18 protein-coding genes and 1 tRNA gene are annotated in these 16,775 nt (G+C 63.3%); 11 read left to right on the plus strand and 8 right to left on the minus strand.

What is annotated here, in order from left to right; genetic code table 11:
- Window positions 1–47: 47 nt before the first annotated feature.
- The 3 genes from H1B27_RS22655 to H1B27_RS22665 all read right to left on the minus strand — a co-directional run bounded on the left by H1B27_RS22655 (window position 48) and on the right by H1B27_RS22665 (window position 1,846).
- Window positions 48–284, minus strand: coding sequence for a hypothetical protein (locus tag H1B27_RS22655; RefSeq protein WP_197967582.1), 237 nt, complete (start codon window positions 282–284; stop codon window positions 48–50).
- Between the two features lie 496 nt (window positions 285–780).
- Window positions 781–1,125, minus strand: a complete 345-nt coding sequence (locus H1B27_RS22660; RefSeq protein WP_197967583.1) for a hypothetical protein — start codon at window positions 1,123–1,125, stop codon at window positions 781–783.
- A 211-nt stretch (window positions 1,126–1,336) separates the two neighbouring features.
- The gene (locus H1B27_RS22665) at window positions 1,337–1,846 is read right to left on the minus strand and encodes a hypothetical protein (RefSeq protein WP_197967584.1); all 510 of its coding nucleotides are present in this window, start codon (window positions 1,844–1,846) and stop codon (window positions 1,337–1,339) included.
- A gap of 159 nt (window positions 1,847–2,005) precedes the next feature.
- Between H1B27_RS22665 and H1B27_RS22670 the strand changes: the two genes are divergently transcribed.
- On the plus strand, window positions 2,006–2,812 hold the full coding sequence (locus H1B27_RS22670) for a lytic murein transglycosylase (RefSeq protein ID WP_197967585.1): 807 nt from the start codon (window positions 2,006–2,008) through the stop codon (window positions 2,810–2,812).
- Between the two features lie 126 nt (window positions 2,813–2,938).
- Here H1B27_RS22670 and H1B27_RS22675 read toward each other — a convergent pair whose 3' ends face one another.
- Window positions 2,939–3,769: an SDR family NAD(P)-dependent oxidoreductase gene (locus tag H1B27_RS22675; RefSeq protein ID WP_197967586.1), complete on the minus strand. Its 831-nt coding sequence runs from the start codon at window positions 3,767–3,769 to the stop codon at window positions 2,939–2,941.
- 120 nt (window positions 3,770–3,889) lie between these two features.
- Between H1B27_RS22675 and H1B27_RS22680 the strand changes: the two genes are divergently transcribed.
- From H1B27_RS22680 to H1B27_RS22695, 4 genes are all read left to right on the plus strand, one after another.
- Window positions 3,890–4,264, plus strand: coding sequence for a response regulator (locus H1B27_RS22680; RefSeq protein ID WP_061880456.1), 375 nt, complete (start codon window positions 3,890–3,892; stop codon window positions 4,262–4,264).
- A 55-nt stretch (window positions 4,265–4,319) separates the two neighbouring features.
- On the plus strand, window positions 4,320–4,931 hold the full coding sequence (locus H1B27_RS22685; protein WP_197967587.1) for a LysE family translocator: 612 nt from the start codon (window positions 4,320–4,322) through the stop codon (window positions 4,929–4,931).
- A gap of 734 nt (window positions 4,932–5,665) precedes the next feature.
- On the plus strand, window positions 5,666–6,868 hold the full coding sequence (locus tag H1B27_RS22690; protein WP_197967588.1) for a GGDEF domain-containing protein: 1,203 nt from the start codon (window positions 5,666–5,668) through the stop codon (window positions 6,866–6,868).
- A gap of 33 nt (window positions 6,869–6,901) precedes the next feature.
- Window positions 6,902–7,528, plus strand: coding sequence for a peptidoglycan recognition protein family protein (locus H1B27_RS22695; protein ID WP_197967589.1), 627 nt, complete (start codon window positions 6,902–6,904; stop codon window positions 7,526–7,528).
- A gap of 189 nt (window positions 7,529–7,717) precedes the next feature.
- Here the strand turns inward: H1B27_RS22695 and H1B27_RS22700 are convergent, their stop codons facing one another.
- Entirely contained in the window at window positions 7,718–8,614 is an 897-nt protein-coding gene (locus tag H1B27_RS22700; RefSeq protein WP_197967590.1) for a LysR family transcriptional regulator, read from the minus strand.
- Between the two features lie 269 nt (window positions 8,615–8,883).
- On the opposite strand from H1B27_RS22700, the gene H1B27_RS22705 reads away from it, so the two are divergent.
- The 3 genes from H1B27_RS22705 to H1B27_RS22715 are packed head-to-tail and all read left to right on the plus strand — an operon-like array spanning window position 8,884 to window position 11,052.
- Window positions 8,884–9,618: an SDR family NAD(P)-dependent oxidoreductase gene (locus H1B27_RS22705; protein WP_197967591.1), complete on the plus strand. Its 735-nt coding sequence runs from the start codon at window positions 8,884–8,886 to the stop codon at window positions 9,616–9,618.
- A gap of 49 nt (window positions 9,619–9,667) precedes the next feature.
- Window positions 9,668–10,420 (plus strand): SDR family NAD(P)-dependent oxidoreductase, encoded by a 753-nt coding sequence (locus H1B27_RS22710; protein WP_197967592.1) that lies wholly within the window; start codon window positions 9,668–9,670, stop codon window positions 10,418–10,420.
- A gap of 32 nt (window positions 10,421–10,452) precedes the next feature.
- Window positions 10,453–11,052 (plus strand): NADPH-dependent F420 reductase, encoded by a 600-nt coding sequence (locus tag H1B27_RS22715; protein WP_197967593.1) that lies wholly within the window; start codon window positions 10,453–10,455, stop codon window positions 11,050–11,052.
- Between the two features lie 321 nt (window positions 11,053–11,373).
- On the opposite strand, the gene rpoH is transcribed toward H1B27_RS22715, so the two are convergent.
- Window positions 11,374–12,273, minus strand: coding sequence for an RNA polymerase sigma factor RpoH (rpoH, locus tag H1B27_RS22720; RefSeq protein WP_061880464.1), 900 nt, complete (start codon window positions 12,271–12,273; stop codon window positions 11,374–11,376).
- Window positions 12,274–12,492: 219 nt separating this feature from the next.
- Complete coding sequence (locus tag H1B27_RS22725; RefSeq protein ID WP_210343449.1) at window positions 12,493–13,311, minus strand: RluA family pseudouridine synthase; 819 nt, start codon at window positions 13,309–13,311, stop codon at window positions 12,493–12,495.
- Between H1B27_RS22725 and H1B27_RS22730 the strand changes: the two genes are divergently transcribed.
- Together H1B27_RS22730 and H1B27_RS22735 are read left to right on the plus strand one after the other, a co-directional pair.
- Window positions 13,310–13,654: a hypothetical protein gene (locus tag H1B27_RS22730; RefSeq protein WP_061880466.1), complete on the plus strand. Its 345-nt coding sequence runs from the start codon at window positions 13,310–13,312 to the stop codon at window positions 13,652–13,654. The two genes, H1B27_RS22725 and H1B27_RS22730, sit on opposite strands and share 2 nt — an antisense overlap.
- Window positions 13,655–13,711: 57 nt before the next feature.
- Window positions 13,712–13,786: transfer RNA gene (locus H1B27_RS22735), tRNA-Glu, on the plus strand.
- 438 nt (window positions 13,787–14,224) lie between these two features.
- Here H1B27_RS22735 and H1B27_RS22740 read toward each other — a convergent pair.
- Window positions 14,225–14,371 carry a hypothetical protein gene (locus H1B27_RS22740; RefSeq protein WP_197967594.1) on the minus strand — a complete coding sequence of 49 codons (147 nt, stop codon included), beginning with the start codon at window positions 14,369–14,371 and terminating at the stop codon, window positions 14,225–14,227.
- Between the two features lie 183 nt (window positions 14,372–14,554).
- Between H1B27_RS22740 and H1B27_RS22745 the strand changes: the two genes are divergently transcribed.
- Complete coding sequence (locus H1B27_RS22745; protein ID WP_197967595.1) at window positions 14,555–15,889, plus strand: alpha-amylase family protein; 1,335 nt, start codon at window positions 14,555–14,557, stop codon at window positions 15,887–15,889.
- The last annotated feature ends 886 nt before the right edge of the window (window positions 15,890–16,775 follow it).

The raw sequence follows: 16,775 nt of genomic DNA on the forward strand, positions 1-16,775 counted from the left end.
TTCTAGATTGCTTCGCTGCGCTCGCAATGACGTGGAGCAGCCGTGCCCTACTTCTTCTTCGCCCCCGCCCTTTCGAGCCGCTTGATCTCCAGTGGCGGGCGGCCGCTCTTTTCGGCGATCTCGCGGTCCTGCTCCATGATGAAGCCGCGGGCGGGTTCGTCGCCGTCGAGGCCGCCGAGCAGCTCAGTGGGCACGCGGCGGTTGGAGCGTTGGGAGTCGTCTTCATAGACGACGTTGAAGAAGGCGAATTCGCCTTTGGGATTGGTTCCGGGTTTCTTGGCCATGGCGGCTTGTCGTCGATCATCGCGCCACAGTCAAATAACTTCGCCACCGCCGTAACCGAATGCGGCAGGCTTGACGTGGCTATGAAGGTACCTGATGCGGGGAGGAGCCAGAGATCTGCGACCCTTCGAGGAGGCTTTCGCCTCCAATAAACGGCGGGCCTGAAGCCCGCCGTTTATCTTGGTCTTCAGCGTCGCCCGGGGCTGGCAGGGCGACAACCTAAAATAGAAGACTATAGAAGGCGCGCTGCGATGGCAAGGCAAATCGTGGTGGTGTCGATGTCGCAGCGAGCGCATCAGATATGCGTTTGTTCCGATGTGCGACGTGGCCATACATCGAGACATGCTTTGGGCTGCCAAATCATTTTGTTCATCTCGCTTGCTGTTGCGACCCTGCGAGAGCGACGCGCTCTGTAGGAACGTGCGTTGGCCTGCACGTATTCCCGTCAGCGTGCCCTTGATCGCAAAGCAAGGCCGGTGCCATCCTCCGAGCCGTATCTCAATACGTGTGTGTGCGCCGCGTCAATTCCTGCGCGGCGAGTTGCGATCCGTACCCGCCGCCCTTGTCGTTGTCCTCCTTGCGTCCCTCGGCCATGATCGCGCTGCCCATCGCGGCCGAGCCGAAGGTGATGAGAAAGGAGGCGAGCAGCAGGAAAAGCGCCACGCCGGGCGCACGGTCGGCGAAGATCAGCTCGCGCAGATGCCCGGGATTGAGCCAGAGCAAGCCGCCGACCAGCAGCGCGGCGGCGCAGGCGCCGATCGCGAGGTTAATGGCGAGCAGGCGGAACAGCGGAATGCGGAGGAGGGAGGGGCGAGGGGTTTGAGCGGGCTGATGGTTGGACATGGCTGATCGTTTCATGCTGGATCAGTGCAGTGATTGATGGCTACTTGGAGATCGACATTCTAGGGCCAACTCTCCCTTCGTCATTCCGGGGCGCAATGAAGTCGCGAGCCCGGAATCCATTCGTCCACCCACTCTGCGGCCCAATGGATTCCGGGTTCGCGCGTTGCGCGCCCTGGAATGACGAGCGGTGGGTGCGGCGAAACCATCCACCTCACGCCGCCGGCACGGTGCGCGCCGCTTGCTGCCGTTCCATCATGGTCTGCCACAGCGTTGCGATGCTCACCTGCGTCTGCGGCGCGATCAGGCAGTGCCCCTCATTGTCGAAGCCGCAGAACCGAGCCGATGGGTCCTTCTTCACCTCGGTCAGCGCCTGGTTGATCATCTCAAGGCATGTCATCACCAGGCCGACGTCCTGCAGGCGCGTGTGATGCAGGATGTCCATCAGGCGGAACGTCATCACCGCGGGGCGGCCGAAGCTGATGCCGGGGCGGCCGAGCTCGAACAGCACGTTCACCGCCGGAAGCACGCCGCGGATGTGCTCGAGCACGCCGGCCATGTCTTCCACGCTGCAGGCGACGAGATGGGCCGCCTGTGGTGGCGGCGCGGCCTCCGGTGTCCGTGGCGCCAGCCCGAGTGTGGCGATCACCTCCTGCTCGATCCATTGCCGCACCGGGGCGGGGGCATTGCGGATCTGCTCGGCGGTCAAGGTGATTCCGGTCATGTGCGGTTCTCCTGTTTGCCTCAATCTAGAAAGCACGGCGTGAGACGGCTTGATGCGGATCAAGCCTTGCGCTTCAAGGTCTTGCGCTTTGACGATCGCTGTGTTCCCGGGCATGATCGGCCGCCTGCTTCGCGCAAGGAATTTGGGGAACTGCTGCACATGTTGAGATCGCTTCTCGCCGCCGCCGTCGTCGTTTGTCTGGCCGGCGGGTCGGCGCAGGCCGCCCGCTGCGGCGGCGATTTCGACAGTTTCGTCGCCAGCATGGCGCAGGAAGCACAGGCCGCCGGCGTCTCGGCGGGCGTGACCAATGCGGCGCTCGGCGGCGTGACCCAGGACGCTGCCGTGCTCGCCTTCGACCGGCGTCAGCGCTACACCTTCAAGAAGAGCTTCGAGCAGTACGTCGCGACACGTGTCGGCCCCGGCCGTATCAATGGCGGCCGCGCGATGCTCCAGCGTCACGCTGCGCTGCTCTCCCGCATCGAGCAGCAGTTCGGCGTGCCCCGTCATATCCTGGTCGCGATCTGGGGGCTGGAGAGCGATTTCGGCAAGGGCGACACCGGCAAGCTGCCGGTGGTCCGCACGCTGGCGACGCTCGCGCATGATTGCCGCCGCACCGACCTGTTCCAGGGCGAGCTGCTCGCTGCGCTCAAGATTGTGCAGCGTGGCGACCTGCCGCTGCGCGACCTCATCGGCGCCTATGCCGGCGAGATCGGCCAGACCCAGTTCCTGCCGTCGTCCTACATCAAGTACGGCGTCGATTTCGACGGCGACGGCCACGTCGATCTCCGCCATAGCGTCCCCGATGTGCTCGCCTCGACTGCGAACCTCCTGCACACCAACGGCTTCAAGATGGGCCAGCCCTATGGCGAAGGCACGCCGAATTTCGAGGCGATGCGCGAGTGGAACAGGGCGGTGGTCTATCGCAAGACGATCGGGTATTTCGCCGATCGGCTGGCGGGGCAGTGAGGAGCGGCGCGCCGCCAGCCACACTCGTCATTGCGAGCGCAGCGAAGCAATCCAGAGTCTTTCCGCGGAGACAGTCTGGATTGCTTCGCTGGGCTCGCAATGACGGTGGAGAGACATTGTCTCTCCTTACGTCCCCTTCGCCAACTTCTCCAGTCGCCTCTGCAGCGGCGCCCAGTACGTTCCCGGGCGGAAGCGCTGCAACAGGTCCATGAAGCGGGCGTCGTTGCCGATCAGGATGCGCGGCTCGTTGTTCTCGATGCCCCTGATGATGCGCAGCGCGGCATCCTTCGGCGTGGTCTTCGCTGCGTTCTCGAACCGCTCGATCGATTGCGCGCGGCGGGCATTGTCGGTGACGCCGACCCCGGTGCGCGCGTTGCGCGCGATCGCGGTGGCGACGCCGCCGGGATGGACCACCGACAGCTTCACCGGGCTTCCTGCCGCCGAAAGCTCATGCCGCAGGCTCTCGGAGAAGCCGCGCACCGCGAACTTCGCCGCCGCATAGGCCGCTTGCCCCGGCGGCGCGATGATACCGAAGATCGAGGAGAGATTGACGATGTGCGCCTCTGCCAGCGTCTTCAGATGCGGCAGGAAGGCGCGCGTGCCGTGCACCACGCCCCAGAAATTGATGTCGAACAACCAGTCCATCTGCGCCTGGTCGATCTCCTCGAACGAGCCCATAAGCGCCACGCCGGCATTGTTGAAGACGATGCCCAGGGCGGGATGCGCGGTGGTCGCCTCGCTCGCGAACCGCGCGATGTCGGCGGGCTCGCCGACGTCGACGCGATGCACGCTGACCTTGCGCGCCGTTCCGATCTCCGCGGCGAGCGCCTTCAATCCGGCCTCGTCGCGATCGGCCAGCGCGAGATCGCAGCCGCGCTGCGCCAGCTCGAGGGCCAGCGCCCTGCCGATGCCGCTCGCCGCTCCCGTGATGGCGGCAGCTCCCCGAATCGTCGTCATGAATTCCCCCGTCAAGTCCCCGTTCATGGAACTATGAGTTACTTTTTTTGAAATGAAACCGAACCGTTGCCGGCCTCGGTTTTTAACATGCGTTATGGGGGCACGCATTGGGAGCCGCCGATGGGACAAGCAGAGCCGTTTCGCGCGACAGCGCTGATCGTTGAAGACGACGCCATGCAGCGGGAGATGCTTTGCGTTCTCCTGGAAGAAAGCGGCTACCAGGTCATCCAGTGCGACAGCGCGGAGGCCGCCGAGCGCGTCCTCGACAAGAGTGCCGGCGTGCTGTGTCTGATGCTGACCGACGTCCAGCTTGCCGGCCGCATGAACGGCGTCGAGCTCGCGCATGTCGCCAAGCACCGCAATCCGAACCTCGACGTCGTCGTCACCTCCGGCCGCCCCTTGAAGCAGCCCTTGCCCGATGGCGCCAAGTTCTGGGCCAAACCCTGGGCGCCGCTCGACGTGCTGCGCGAGGCGGAGATCGCTCAGCTGTCCTGATGCTCCCCCCGCGGGCTCGCTTTCTCGCCGCGAGCCGCGGTGGTAAGGTCCGCTCATGACCTTGTCCTTCCTGCTCACCTCGCTCATCGTCGTCGCTTCCCCGGGCACAGGCGTGCTCTACACGCTGGCTGCGGCGCTGACCCGCGGCTCGCGGGCCAGCATAGCGGCCGCCTTCGGCTGCACGCTCGGCATCGTGCCACACATGGTGGCGGCGATGCTCGGCCTTGCCGCCGTGCTCCACACCAGCGCGCTCGCCTTCGCCATGCTGAAATGGTGCGGCGTCGCCTATCTGCTCTATATGTCCTGGCAGGCGCTGCGCGAGACGGGGACGCTTGCGGTTGACGGCGAGATCAAGGAGCGGTCGAGCGGCCGCGTCATCGTCACCGGCTTCCTGATCAACATCCTCAATCCGAAACTGTCGATCTTCTTCCTCGCCTTCCTGCCGCAGTTCATTGCGGCGGACGAGGCCCATGTGCTGGCGCGCATGCTGGAATTGAGCGGCGCCTTCATGGCGATGACGTTCGCCGTGTTCGTCCTCTACGGCCTCTGCGCCGCCTCGGTGCGCGAGCGCGTCATCTCCCGCCCCCGCGTCATGGCCTGGCTGCGGCGGAGTTTTGCCGCAGGATTTGCTGCGCTCGGCGCCAGGCTCGCGTTTTCGGAGAGGTAGCTTCTTCGTCACCTCTCGAAAGGTCTCGTCATGCCCCGGCTTGTCCCGGGCATCCACGTTCTTCGGACTGTGCGGCAAGGCGTGGATGGCGGGGACAAGCCCGGCCATGACGCTGCAGAGCAGATGCGCCTCGAACATTCACGCAATAAAAAAGCGGGCCTTGCGCCCGCCACCATCAAACCCGCCCGATCCGACCTGACGCCCGGGCGGAGCGAGACTCCACCCGGGCAAAGAAACAGAAGCCTCGTTACTTCTTCTTCGCCTTCTTGGCCTTTTTCGCCTTCTTCTTCGCCGCCTTCTTCGCTTTCTTAGCCATAGTATCCTCTCAAGGGTTTAATGGTGGAACGCGACACGAGGGATGCTCGGCGGAGGGCCAGCCTCGCAATATCCTCGATGACAAACTCAGCAGATTCGGAGCCGGCTGCCCCGCGCTGTCATATCTCCGTCATTGCGTTATCCACAGCTCAGATGCATTTTCGGGTGATTTTTGGCCGCGAATCCGCCTCGCAGCGCTCCAGCGGCGTGGCCCGCCCGTCCGCAGCAAGGCTTGATTAACGATGCCGCAATCCGTTTCGCTGATTCATCAATCCAAAACCAATGCCCGAGTTTACGCGATTGCGGTGAGACTCCATTAAGCGCACCGCGCACATGATCGCCCGCAAGAACACGGGGGCGGTGATGGACGGAGTTTTGCCAAACGGAGAGGGCGGGTTGCTGCGCGTCCTGCGGCCGTCATGCTGAGCGTGCCGACACTTTGGACGGTGTTCATCGTCAACTTTCTCGCGCTCGGGCTAATCTGGGCCTATGTAGCGCGTTCCTATCCGAAATTCATGGCGGCGCGGTTCTGGATGGGATCCGCTTTCGTCGGCTCGGCCGGCGCGATGACCGCGCTGCTGCGCCTGTTCATCGACTCTGCCGTGCCAACCGTGGCCGGCGCCGTCGGCATCATCATGGCCTGCTGCCTCGCCGCCATGGGCATCCAGCGCTTCTACGACCGGCCGGTGTCGTGGCGTTTGATGGCGGCAACGACGATGCTGAGCCTCGCCGGCATCGTGGTGTTCCTGTTCGTCGTCGATCACATGCTGCTGCGCATGGCGAGCTACACGCTCGGCCAGGCCGTGCCGCTGGTGCTGGCGTTACCTTTGTTGCTGTCGCCGCCTGAAGGTCGCGCCAGCCCCGGGGCGCGGCTGTCCGCTATCGTCATTATGGCCGTCATCGGAATGTTCGCGGTGCGAACGGCGGGCAACCTGTTCGGCTACGACTTCTCGGCGCAGGGCGCCGGTCAGGTCCATGGCTTCCTGGTTCTGGTGCTGCTGTTCCTGTCGATGACGCTCAATTTCGGCTTCCTGCTGATGGCGATCGATCGCTTGCGCAACGAAGTCGCAGACCTCGCGCTGCTCGACGATCTCACCGGCGTCGCGAACCGGCGGCACCTGCTGCAGCGTCTGACCGAGGAATGTGCCCGCTCGGAGCGCTCTGGCGCGCCGTTTGCGCTATTGCTGATCGATCTCGACGGCTTCAAGACCATCAACGACACCCATGGCCATGCCGCCGGCGATGCCTGCCTGAAGCACTTCACCCTGATGGCACAGACGCGCCTCCGGCCCGGCGACATGCTCGCCCGCACCGGCGGCGACGAGTTCTGTGTCGTGCTGCCGTCCTCGTCCTTGCGCGAGGCGGCCGCGATCGCCCGCCGCGTGATCGAGGTCTGCCGTCAGGATGCCGCCACCTGCACCGGCAGTGACATTCCGATCGCGATCTCGATCGGGGTCGCGCAGTGGGACCGCGACATCGGGAAATTCCCGGATCGCCTGATGGCCAATGCCGACCATGCCCTCTATGCCGCCAAGAAGAACGGCAAGAACGATTTCGCGATCCATGATCCCGCCCCGCCGCTTTCGCCGGAGATGGTCGAGACGCTGAGGCAATTCGCGTAAAGTCGGCTAGCCTCGGGTCGCATTGGACCTCGCATGATGATGCTTCGCCTGCTCGCGGCCGTTTTCGCCGCTCTCCTTCTGATCGCTCCTGCCGCCGCCACCGACGCCGAGCTCGCAAAGCTCGCGCGCGCCTCCGGCACGCCCGACATTCCCGGCTTGAGGATCGTCTGGCTGGCGCCATGGGGCGACGTCCGCAACGCAAGACCCTGGCGCAACATCATCGTGCACCAGACCGAGGGACCGGCGGGCTCGGCGCGCGGCGGCGCGCAAGCACAGGCGAAGAACCCGACACGGCGCGGCGTCACGGTCTGGGTCGAGACCGACGGCACGGTCTATTGGGCGGTCGCGGAGAATCTGGTGCCGACCCATGGCGACGGCGCCAATCGCAACGACAACAAATACATCGACAACCGCTCGACCTACCGCCAGGTGGTGCGCGACAACTCGATCGGCGTCGAGTTTGCCGGCAACTATCCCGACGTGACGGCGGGCCCGACCGAAGCCCAGGTCGCGGCGTGGAAGATCCTCGTGCAGGTGCTGCGCGCGCGCTATGGCATCCCGCTTGATCGCGTCTATGCGCACAACTGGATCGACTACAAGGACGCGCGCTATTGCGAAGGGTGCACGCTCGCGACGATGGCGAGGGAGTGGGGGGAGTAGTCGAACAGGCACGTCCGGCAATCGGAGGCCGAAACCACCAATGCCGGACGGCCATCGAGCGCGATGCGCTTCAACGGGCGTTAGCGCGAGATGGACCTGCAGACCGTTGATGTCGGCCACATGTCGGCGTTGGGATGTGCGCTTGCAGGCCTTGTCCACCGCAAAGCGCCGCGGGTGAGCTGCCGGGCGTCAGTCGGGCGATGTGGAGAGCCCCGCGAGAAGCGGAGCGTACGCGGCGAGCCTGCGGGATACGAATTCCCTGAAGAGCCGCACGCGCTTCGTCTTGCGTGTCTCTCCCTGTGTGAGAAGCCAGACCGTTCCGTACATGTGCAGGTCGGTGCCCGGCACCCTCACCAGCAGAGGGTCGGCATCGCCGACGAAGCAAGGCAGTGTCGTGATCCCGAGCCCTTGCCGTACAGCAACGATCTGCGCTCCGGCGTCACTGGTTCTGAATGGAACCCCCGTGGTGCGAACCTCACCCTCGCTGGCCCAATCCGGAATTCCATGAATGCTGATGACGATCCAGCGGATGGGATCAAGCGCGCCCGCACGCCACGCGGCGAGTCGATCGCGGGACATGTAGACGCCGCCGAACAGCTCCGGTCCCTTCAGGCCGTGAAGATTGAGCGGCAGGGTTTTGCGGTCGTAGACGACGCGGATCGCCACGTCGGCCTCCCGGTTGGTCAGATTTGCCAGCTCGCCGAACGAGAGGATTTCCATCTCGATGTCCGGATGCAGACGCGCGAAATCCGCGAAGTCCGGCATGAGCAGGTGTGTCGCGAGCGGCGGCGACAACGTCACCCGCAGACGCCCGCGCACGCTCTGGTCGCGCCCGAAGACGCGCGTCTCCAACTGGTGCGACGACGCTTCCATCTGGTCCGCGAACTCGAGGACCTCCTCGCCTGCAACCGTCAGGCGGTAGCCCGAAGGCAGCTTTTCGAACATGTGCACCCCGAGGCGTTCCTCGAGCTGGGCGATGCGTCGCAGCACTGTCGCGTGGTTCACACCGAGGCGCTCGGCGGCAGCCCGGACCGAGCCTCCGCGCGCGACGGCAAGAAAGAAGCGAACGTCATCCCAGTCGATCATGGTGCGATCCCGCACCGCGCGGTGCGCCTTCCAAAGTCCATATCTGCGCCTCCTACAGCAGTATGGGCGGTCATCATAGCCTGTGCCGACCACGCAAGGCCCAATTCCGAAACGGCGAACGGCGATCGTCGCGGCTGGCGTCAGTCGCCCGGCCGGATCGATTTCGCACCACCGATGTGCGCGCTTCCGCACTCAACGCCCGACGCCGGGGGACCTATGTCGAGGTTCTCGGGGGCAGATGCTGCTCCGACACCACGAAAGGAGAAGTCATGGGAAAGCTGGAGGGTAAGGTTGCAGTCATCACGGGCGGCGCCACCGGTATCGGCCGCGCCGCAGCAAAGCGCTTCATCGATGAAGGCGCCTTCGTCTTCATCTTCGGCCGCAGACAGGAAGCGCTCGACGCGGCTGTGGCCGACCTCGGGCCCAATGCCCGCGCAGTGAAGGGCTCGGTCTCCGATCTGGCCGACCTCGACCGGCTCTACGGGGCGGTGAAGGCCGAGCACGGATCCCTCGACATCGTCTTCGCCAATGCCGGGGCGGGAAGCCAGCTTCGGCTCGGCGAGATCACCGCCGAACACGTTGACGAAACTTTCGACACCAATGTGAAGGGTACGATCTTCACCGTCCAGAAGGCGCTGCCGCTGATGGGCGAGGGCGGTTCGATCATCCTGACCGGATCGAGTGCCGGCACCACGGGCGCGTCGGCAATGAGCGCCTACAGCGCGAGCAAGGCGGCCGTACGCAATCTCGCACGGACCTGGGCCGAGGACCTGAAGGGCAGCGGCATCCGGGTAAACGTGCTGTCGCCCGGGGCGACAGCGACCGAACTCGCGAAGGAAGCGCTCGGCGAGGAGGGGCAAAAGGTCTTCGCCTCGATGACTCCGCTCCAGCGCATGGCCGATCCGACGGAGATCGGGGCCGTGGCCGCCTTTCTCGCGTCGTCGGACAGCAGCTTCATGACCGCCAGCGAAGTCGCCGTCGATGGCGGCTTAGCGCAACTCTGACCCCCGGCGCGGTCCCGTGCCTGGCCCACATAACGAAAGATAAGAGATCATGAAAAAACTGGAAGACAAGGTCGCAGTCATCACGGGCGGAAGCAGCGGGATTGGGTTGGCCACAGCCAAGCGCTTCGTGGAAGAAGGTGCGCACGTCGTGATCACCGGGCGACGAGAGAAAGACCTGAAGGAGGCCGCGGCCTTCATCGAGAGAAACGTTACGACGGTGGTGGGCGACGTGTCGCACCTGGAAGATCTGGACCGGCTCTATGCCGTCGTGAAGGAGAAACATGGTCACATCGACATTCTCTTCGCAAACGCGGGCGCGGGGACGATCGCACCGCTCGCGGCAGCTACCGAGGCCCATTTTGACCAGACCTTCGATGTGAACGTGAAGGGACTGTTTTTTACGGTGCAGAAGGCCCTTCCCCTCTTCAAAGACGGCGGTTCGATTATCCTGAACTCTTCCGTCTCGAACGTGTTGGGGCTGCCAGGGTTTAGCGCCTACGCCGCGAGCAAGGCGGCTGTGCGCAACTTCTCGCGCGCTTGGACGCTGGAGCTGAAAGACCGCAAAATCCGCGTGAATACGATGAGCCCCGGACCAACCGAGACCCCGGCCTTGGAGACAACGACCGGCCTTACCCCTGAGCAAGCCGAGCAAGCGGCCGGCCAATTTGCTTCACAGATCCCAATGGGTCGCAGGGGCAAGCCAGAGGAAATCGCGGCTGCCGTCATGTTCCTCGCCTCCGATGAAAGTTCGTTCATCACCGGCGTGGATCTCGCCGTCGATGGGGGCATGGCGCAGGTCTGACGCCGACATTAACACGACATCGGAGAGACATCATGAGCTACGCAATTATCGGCTTCGGCAATATCGGCCGGGCTCTGGCGAAAGCGTTTACCCGCAAAGGCATCGAAGTATCGGTTGCAACCACGCGCGACCCGGAAAGCTTTGCATCCGCCGCGGCCGCGATCGGACCCACGATCATTCCCAAAAAACTGGAGGAAGCGGTAAAGGCGGACATCGTCCTTTTGGCCGTCCGTTTCGAGTCGCATCAGGATGTTGCGAAGGCGCTGCCTAGCTGGCAGGGGAAGACGATCGTCGATGTGACCAATGCCTACGGCGTGTCCCCTGAGAAACTGGGGGGACAACCCTCCTCCAAGGCCGTCGCGCAGGCCTTCGCTGGCGGTCGACTGGTCAAGGGCTTCAATCATTTGGCCGCTGCCGTCCTTGATCAAGATCCGGCCGTACATGGTGGCAGAAGAGTCGTGTTCCTGGCGAGCGACGATGACGACGCCGCAGCGGAGATTGGCGCGTTTGCGGAAGTTCTCGGCTTCGCGCCGATCAAGCTTGGCGGGCTTTCGGAAGGTGGGCTGCTGGTCCAGGCGCGCGGAAATAGCTGGGGCCAGCTGATCTTCAAGGACCTGGTCAAGTTCGACTGATGAACACGCGACGTCCCCACCGGCCGGGACATGATGCACGCGAGAAGAACATGCAACCGTGAAGGACTTCTTCGCCGCGATCGGTCGCGGTGATAGGGGGACTACCGGACCCTCGCGACCCGTCAGCTCGGCCGATTTATGGGTTCACGGCCTGGAGCGCGAGATCTCTCTATGAGCGTCGCGGAGTGGATGCCTAACATTCGCGGAGGCATGGCATCGATCGTGAAGTGAGGCTCACAAGGCCGAACAAAAAAAGCCGGCGTTGCCGCCGGCTTTTCGTCTCGATCGATCCGCCAATCTCTCTCCGCGGCGAAAGCCCGCTTAATGCGCGGCTTCCAGCGCGGCCTGTTCCTGCCTTGCGATCGTGCCCTTGACCGCGGACTGCACCTTCTCGAAGGCGCGGACCTCGATCTGGCGGACGCGCTCGCGCGACACGCCGAACTCGGCGGCAAGGTCTTCCAGCGTCATCGGCTCATCGGCGAGGCGGCGCGCCTCGAAGATGCGGCGTTCGCGCGGGTTGAGCACGCCCATGGCGCCGTTCAGCGCGTCACGGCGGTGATCATACTCCTCGTGCTCCGCCATCATGGCTTCCTGGTTGGGCGTGTTGTCGACCAGCCAGTCCTGCCATTCGCCGGCTTCGCCGTCGTCGCGGATCGGAGCGTTGAGCGACGCGTCGCCACCGAGGCGACGGTTCATGTCGATCACGTCCTGATCGGTGACGCCGAGGCGCTTGGCAATCATCTTCACCTGGTCGGGGCGGAGATCGCCTTCGTCCAGCGCGTTGATCTTGCTCTTCGCCTTGCGCAGGTTGAAGAACAGCTTCTTCTGGTTCGCGGTGGTGCCCATCTTCACGAGCGACCAGGAACGCAGGATGTACTCTTGAATCGACGCCTTGATCCACCACATGGCGTAGGTGGCGAGACGGAACCCCTTCTCGGGTTCGAAACGCTTCACCGCCTGCATCAGGCCGACATTGCCTTCCGAGACGACCTCGGAGATCGGCAGGCCGTAGCCGCGATAGCCCATGGCGATCTTGGCCACGAGGCGGAGGTGGCTGGTAACGAGTTGGTGCGCCGCGTCGCGATCGTCATGCTCGCGCCAACGCTTGGCGAGCATGTATTCCTGCTGGGGTTCCAGCATCGGAAACTTGCGGATCTCGGCGAGGTAGCGAGAAAGGCCGGATTCTCCATTGAGGACCGGCAAAGCAGCGGTACGGGCCATAGTGCGCCCTCCAAAAAGGTTCAGGCCCCCGATAGCGGCGGGCCAGGCAGACGACCGCTGTGTTAAAGCCGGCCGTAGCTGCGATGTTCCGCGTTGGTCATTTCAACGCACACGCAATATACCCTATCGGGGGTCGAAAAGGGAAGGATTGCTGACGTCACGTCCCCGTGTGGCAGCTATAACTTTTTGTAATGTAAAGGCTTTCTGAAGCGGCCTGCGTCATAGCGCCGCTTTGAGGGCGCGTTCGAGGAGAAGCAAATCCTCCGGCAGAGCCGCCTCCCAGTGGAGTAATTCTCCTGTCCTCGGGTGCTCCAATACCAGCAGGTAAGCATGTAGGGCCTGCCGTCCCAGCGCCGCCAAAGCAGCCTGCGCCTCAGGGCCGAGCTGGTTGGCCTTGGTCTTGAAATGCGGGCCATAGACGGCATCGCCCATCAGGGGGTGGCCGATATGAGCGAGGTGCACGCGGATCTGATGGGTGCGGCCGGTCTCGAGCTCGCAGGCGAGCAGGGCGGCGACGGGCTTGCCGTCGCGCCCGGCAAAGCTGTCCAGGATCTCCCAATGCGTCACCGCCTCGCGGCCGCCCTGGCGCACCGCCATCTTCTCGCGCGCATGCGGGTGGCGATCGATCGGCGCGTCCACCGTGCCGCGATGCCGGTTCGGCACCTCCCAGGCAAAGGCCATGTAGCCGCGGCGCATCGCGCCGGTGCGGCCGTGGTCGGCGAATTGGGCCGATAGCGAGGCATGCGCCAGGTCGTTCTTGGCGACTACCATCAGCCCCGTCGTGTCCTTGTCGAGCCGGTGCACGATGCCGGGCCGGCGCACCCCGCCGATGCCCGACAGCGAGGCGCCGCAATGGGCGATCAGCGCGTTGACCAGGGTGCCGGTCTCGTGCCCGGCCGCGGGGTGCACCACCAGCCCTTTCGGCTTGTTGATGACGATGATGTCGTCGTCCTCGAACACGATATCGAGGGCGATCTCCTCCCCCTTGGGCTCGGCGGGCGCGACCTCCAACCTTTGCGCTGACCCAGAGCTTTCCATGACGACGTCTGATACCGCTGTTCCCGAACCGACCCCCGAGCAGGCCGCGCTGTTCGCGCGGGTGCGGCGGATGATGCTGATCGCGGGGTTGACCACGGCGCTGGCGATCTGCGCCGTGCTGATCGCGGTGGGCTACCGCCTTTTCAAGTCGGAGGGAAGGGCGCCCGAACCGGTAGGCGACGTCATCGCCACCCTGCCGAAGGGCGCCAGGATCGTCTCGACCGGCGTCGCCGGGGACCGGCTCGTGGTCACGCTGGACGTCGGCGGCATCACCGAGATCCGCACCTTCGACGCCCACACCCTGAAGCCCGCCGGAAAGCTGAAATTCGCCAATGAGCCGTAAAAGGCCCGTCGGGGTCCTTGCGGCGGACAAATTTCGAGGTTATTGGCTAGCCCTCACGCTCCCTTCGTCTAGCGGTTAGGACGCGGCCCTCTCAAGGCTGAAACAGGGGTTCGATTCCCCTAGGGAGCGCCAGATTTCAATGAAATAGGTGGGTAGGGACGACGCGTGTCCAGTGGTGTCTCGTTGACAGCGAGGACAATTGCCGCTCACCTGGCCCTTTGTGGCAGTCGAATCCTTGAGCTTCTGGCGTGCGGATTGCCTGCGGGAAGGGTTGAGTTCACGAACCCCTCCGCAACGAGCTGCGCTGCTTGACGGAAGCCGTACATGCGCCAAAGCATCCTGACTCATTGGTCAAGTACCTTGGGTCAAGTACCCTGGGTCAAGTACCTTGGGTCAAGTACCTTGGACGCGTCCATGTTGTCCGCGTTGGTTCGCAGGTGATCCCCGTTCTGAGGGTTAAGCCGAGAATGCACAGGAATCATAGTCCTGGGGTCGGGGGTCCGAGTCCCTCTCCCGCTACCAAAGCTACGATCCGTCCTACCTCGTAGCCAGGACCTCGTGCTGCCTGCCTCATTTGTCTTCTGGCTCGATACTGCACAGCAGGCAAATCGAACGGTCTTCTTCCACTTCCGCCGCGGCGACGACCTCGTTACCTTTGGAATCGAGCGCGACGAGCTGTTGAAATTCCAGGGCAGGGGAGCGAGCCGGATCACGCATGCGCTTGGCGAGCAGCGGGCACTCCGAGTCAGGCAGTACGGAGTGCACAAGACCAAGGGGGAGCGTTCAGATCGGTCCGGATAGGCAGATTGAATTGACGCCGGGCGACGCCTCCTCGGTCAGATTCGGCGCAAGCTTCGTGGTTCCGTGATTGAGGACCTGCAACGCCGCAAGCGAGGGAACGTGAGAAACTGGATCGAACATGCTGTCTGGTGGCACGTGTACCCGCTCGGCTTCGTCGGGGCGGAGCGGGACGCTCGTGCATGCGATGGCGTCGTCCGCCGCTTTGGCCAGCTCACCGCATGGCTCGATTATGCCGCGAATCTTGGCGTCTCGGGCATCTTGCTGGGGCCTGTCTTTGCCTCGTCCACTCATGGATACGATACGATCGATCGTTTTCAAATTGACCCGCGGTTGGGGGATGATGGCGACTTCGACGCATTCATCGACGCGGCTCACCGCCGCGGCCTGCGGATCGTTCTTGATGGTGTATTCAATCATGTCGGTCGCGAATGCCCGATCTTTCGGCGTGCGCTTGCAGGCGGTCCGGCTTGCAGGGAAGCCTCATGGTTTCATTTGCGCTGGCCGCCGGAAGGCTCCTCGGAGGAGGAGCCCGACTATGCGACGTTCGAAGGGCATCGCCAGCTGGTTGCCCTGAACCATCGGGAGCCCGCCGTCGCCGAGTATGTGGCGCGCGTGATGACGCATTGGCTCGACCGTGGCGTCGATGGATGGCGGCTCGATGCCGCCTATTCGGTCCCAAGACAGTTCTGGAGCGCTGTCCTGCCCGCGGTTCGTGCCCGTCATCCGCAGGCCTACATTTTCGGCGAGTTGATTCATGGCGACTACAGCGGCTTTGTGCGCGAAACGGGCGTCGATGCCGTCACCCAGTACGAATTGTGGAAGGCGATCTGGAGTTCATTGAACGATCGCAACATGTTCGAGCTCGCCTGGGCCCTCAAGCGCCACAACGAGATGATCAATGCGTTCGTGCCGCAGACATTCATCGGCAATCATGACGTCACGCGCATCGCAAGCCAGTTGCGCGATGAGCGACACCTCGCCCATGCGCTTGTCATTCTCATGACTTGCGGTGGAACGCCCTCGATCTACGCGGGAGACGAGCAGGCATTCCGCGGGATCAAGGAGCACCGCGTTGGCGGAGACGATGCTATTCGTCCGGTATTTCCGGCAACGCCGGGCGATCTCGCGCCGTTCGGCTGGCCAACCTATCGCCTGCACCAGGAACTGATCGGGCTGCGGCGGAGATATCCCTGGCTTCACCGGGCACGTGGCCGTGTGATCGAACTGCGCAACACCGATCTTCTGCTTGAGGCATTTCACGAGGAAAATCGGCTGTTGGTCGCCTTGAATGTGGCTGATGCGCCGGTGGTGTACGTTATCACCACAAGTGTCGTCAGGCTTGCTGGCAACCTCACAACGCAGCGGAAACCCATAACGACCGAGATTGCATTGCCGCCGCATGGTTGGGGAATTCTGGCTTCAGATGCCTCGTGATTGCATCGTCGATCCTCTGCGCTATTTTCTTGTTCAACCAGGCCAGAAAGCGCAGATCTCTTGTCGAGACGTTGGCGGATCTTCGAACCCCTTTCTAAGCAGCATTGCTCCTTTCAGAATGAAGCGGTCATTATGCCGGGTTTGACTCAGGCGATAGAGAAGTCGCTCGAGAACATAATTGTTGAGTAGTAGGTCGAATGGCTGTCGACTCTGCTTCGAGAGACCGCGGAGGCCTGGCAGATCAGATTTATCAGTCGGTCCAGTGATGGATTGGAACGAGAGTTCAAATTTTTCAGCCAGTTAGAAGTTTGGCGTGTGCGCGACGTGTGCACCGGGAGCTCAAGAAAGATCTCATCACAACTAATGTGAGCAGACCCTGTGAGCACAATCACCTTTTCCGAGGGCTGGAGAGATAGGTGAGTGCTGACATCAGTGTCACTTGCGGGAGGTAGAAGGCGTCATGCCTTCACCTCGCATTCGCGTAGGTCTGCTAGTCCAACGAAGAAACGCATCTGTTGCGGTGTGGGTTGGTAGCGCTTCCGTGACACGCCTCGACGTCGCCCAAGCCCGGACAGAGCTAGCGGCCCGCCTTGCAGAAGGTTTCGACGATACGCTACATGCTCGCAGCCTGCCGCCCGTGAAATGTCTGCGAGGTAGGTAGCGAGTGGCAGCACTGACCGCACAGACGCGACGAATCCGAACGTAAGCGGCCATCGTCAGCTCTCGGACGACGAGGGGACTCCTCGCGCCTCCTTCATTGAACATTCAGTAAAGCAGTTTGCTAAACACGCGGCTATGGCCGGCCTTCCTGCTCTCCTGTTGTTCGGAGGGGCTGGATTCTCCTGGCCGGGCGACATCGGCGGTCGCATTCGGCAAGATTCTCCGA

The sequence above is a fragment of the Bradyrhizobium diversitatis genome, from assembly GCF_016031635.1.
GTDB lineage: Bacteria > Pseudomonadota > Alphaproteobacteria > Rhizobiales > Xanthobacteraceae > Bradyrhizobium > Bradyrhizobium diversitatis.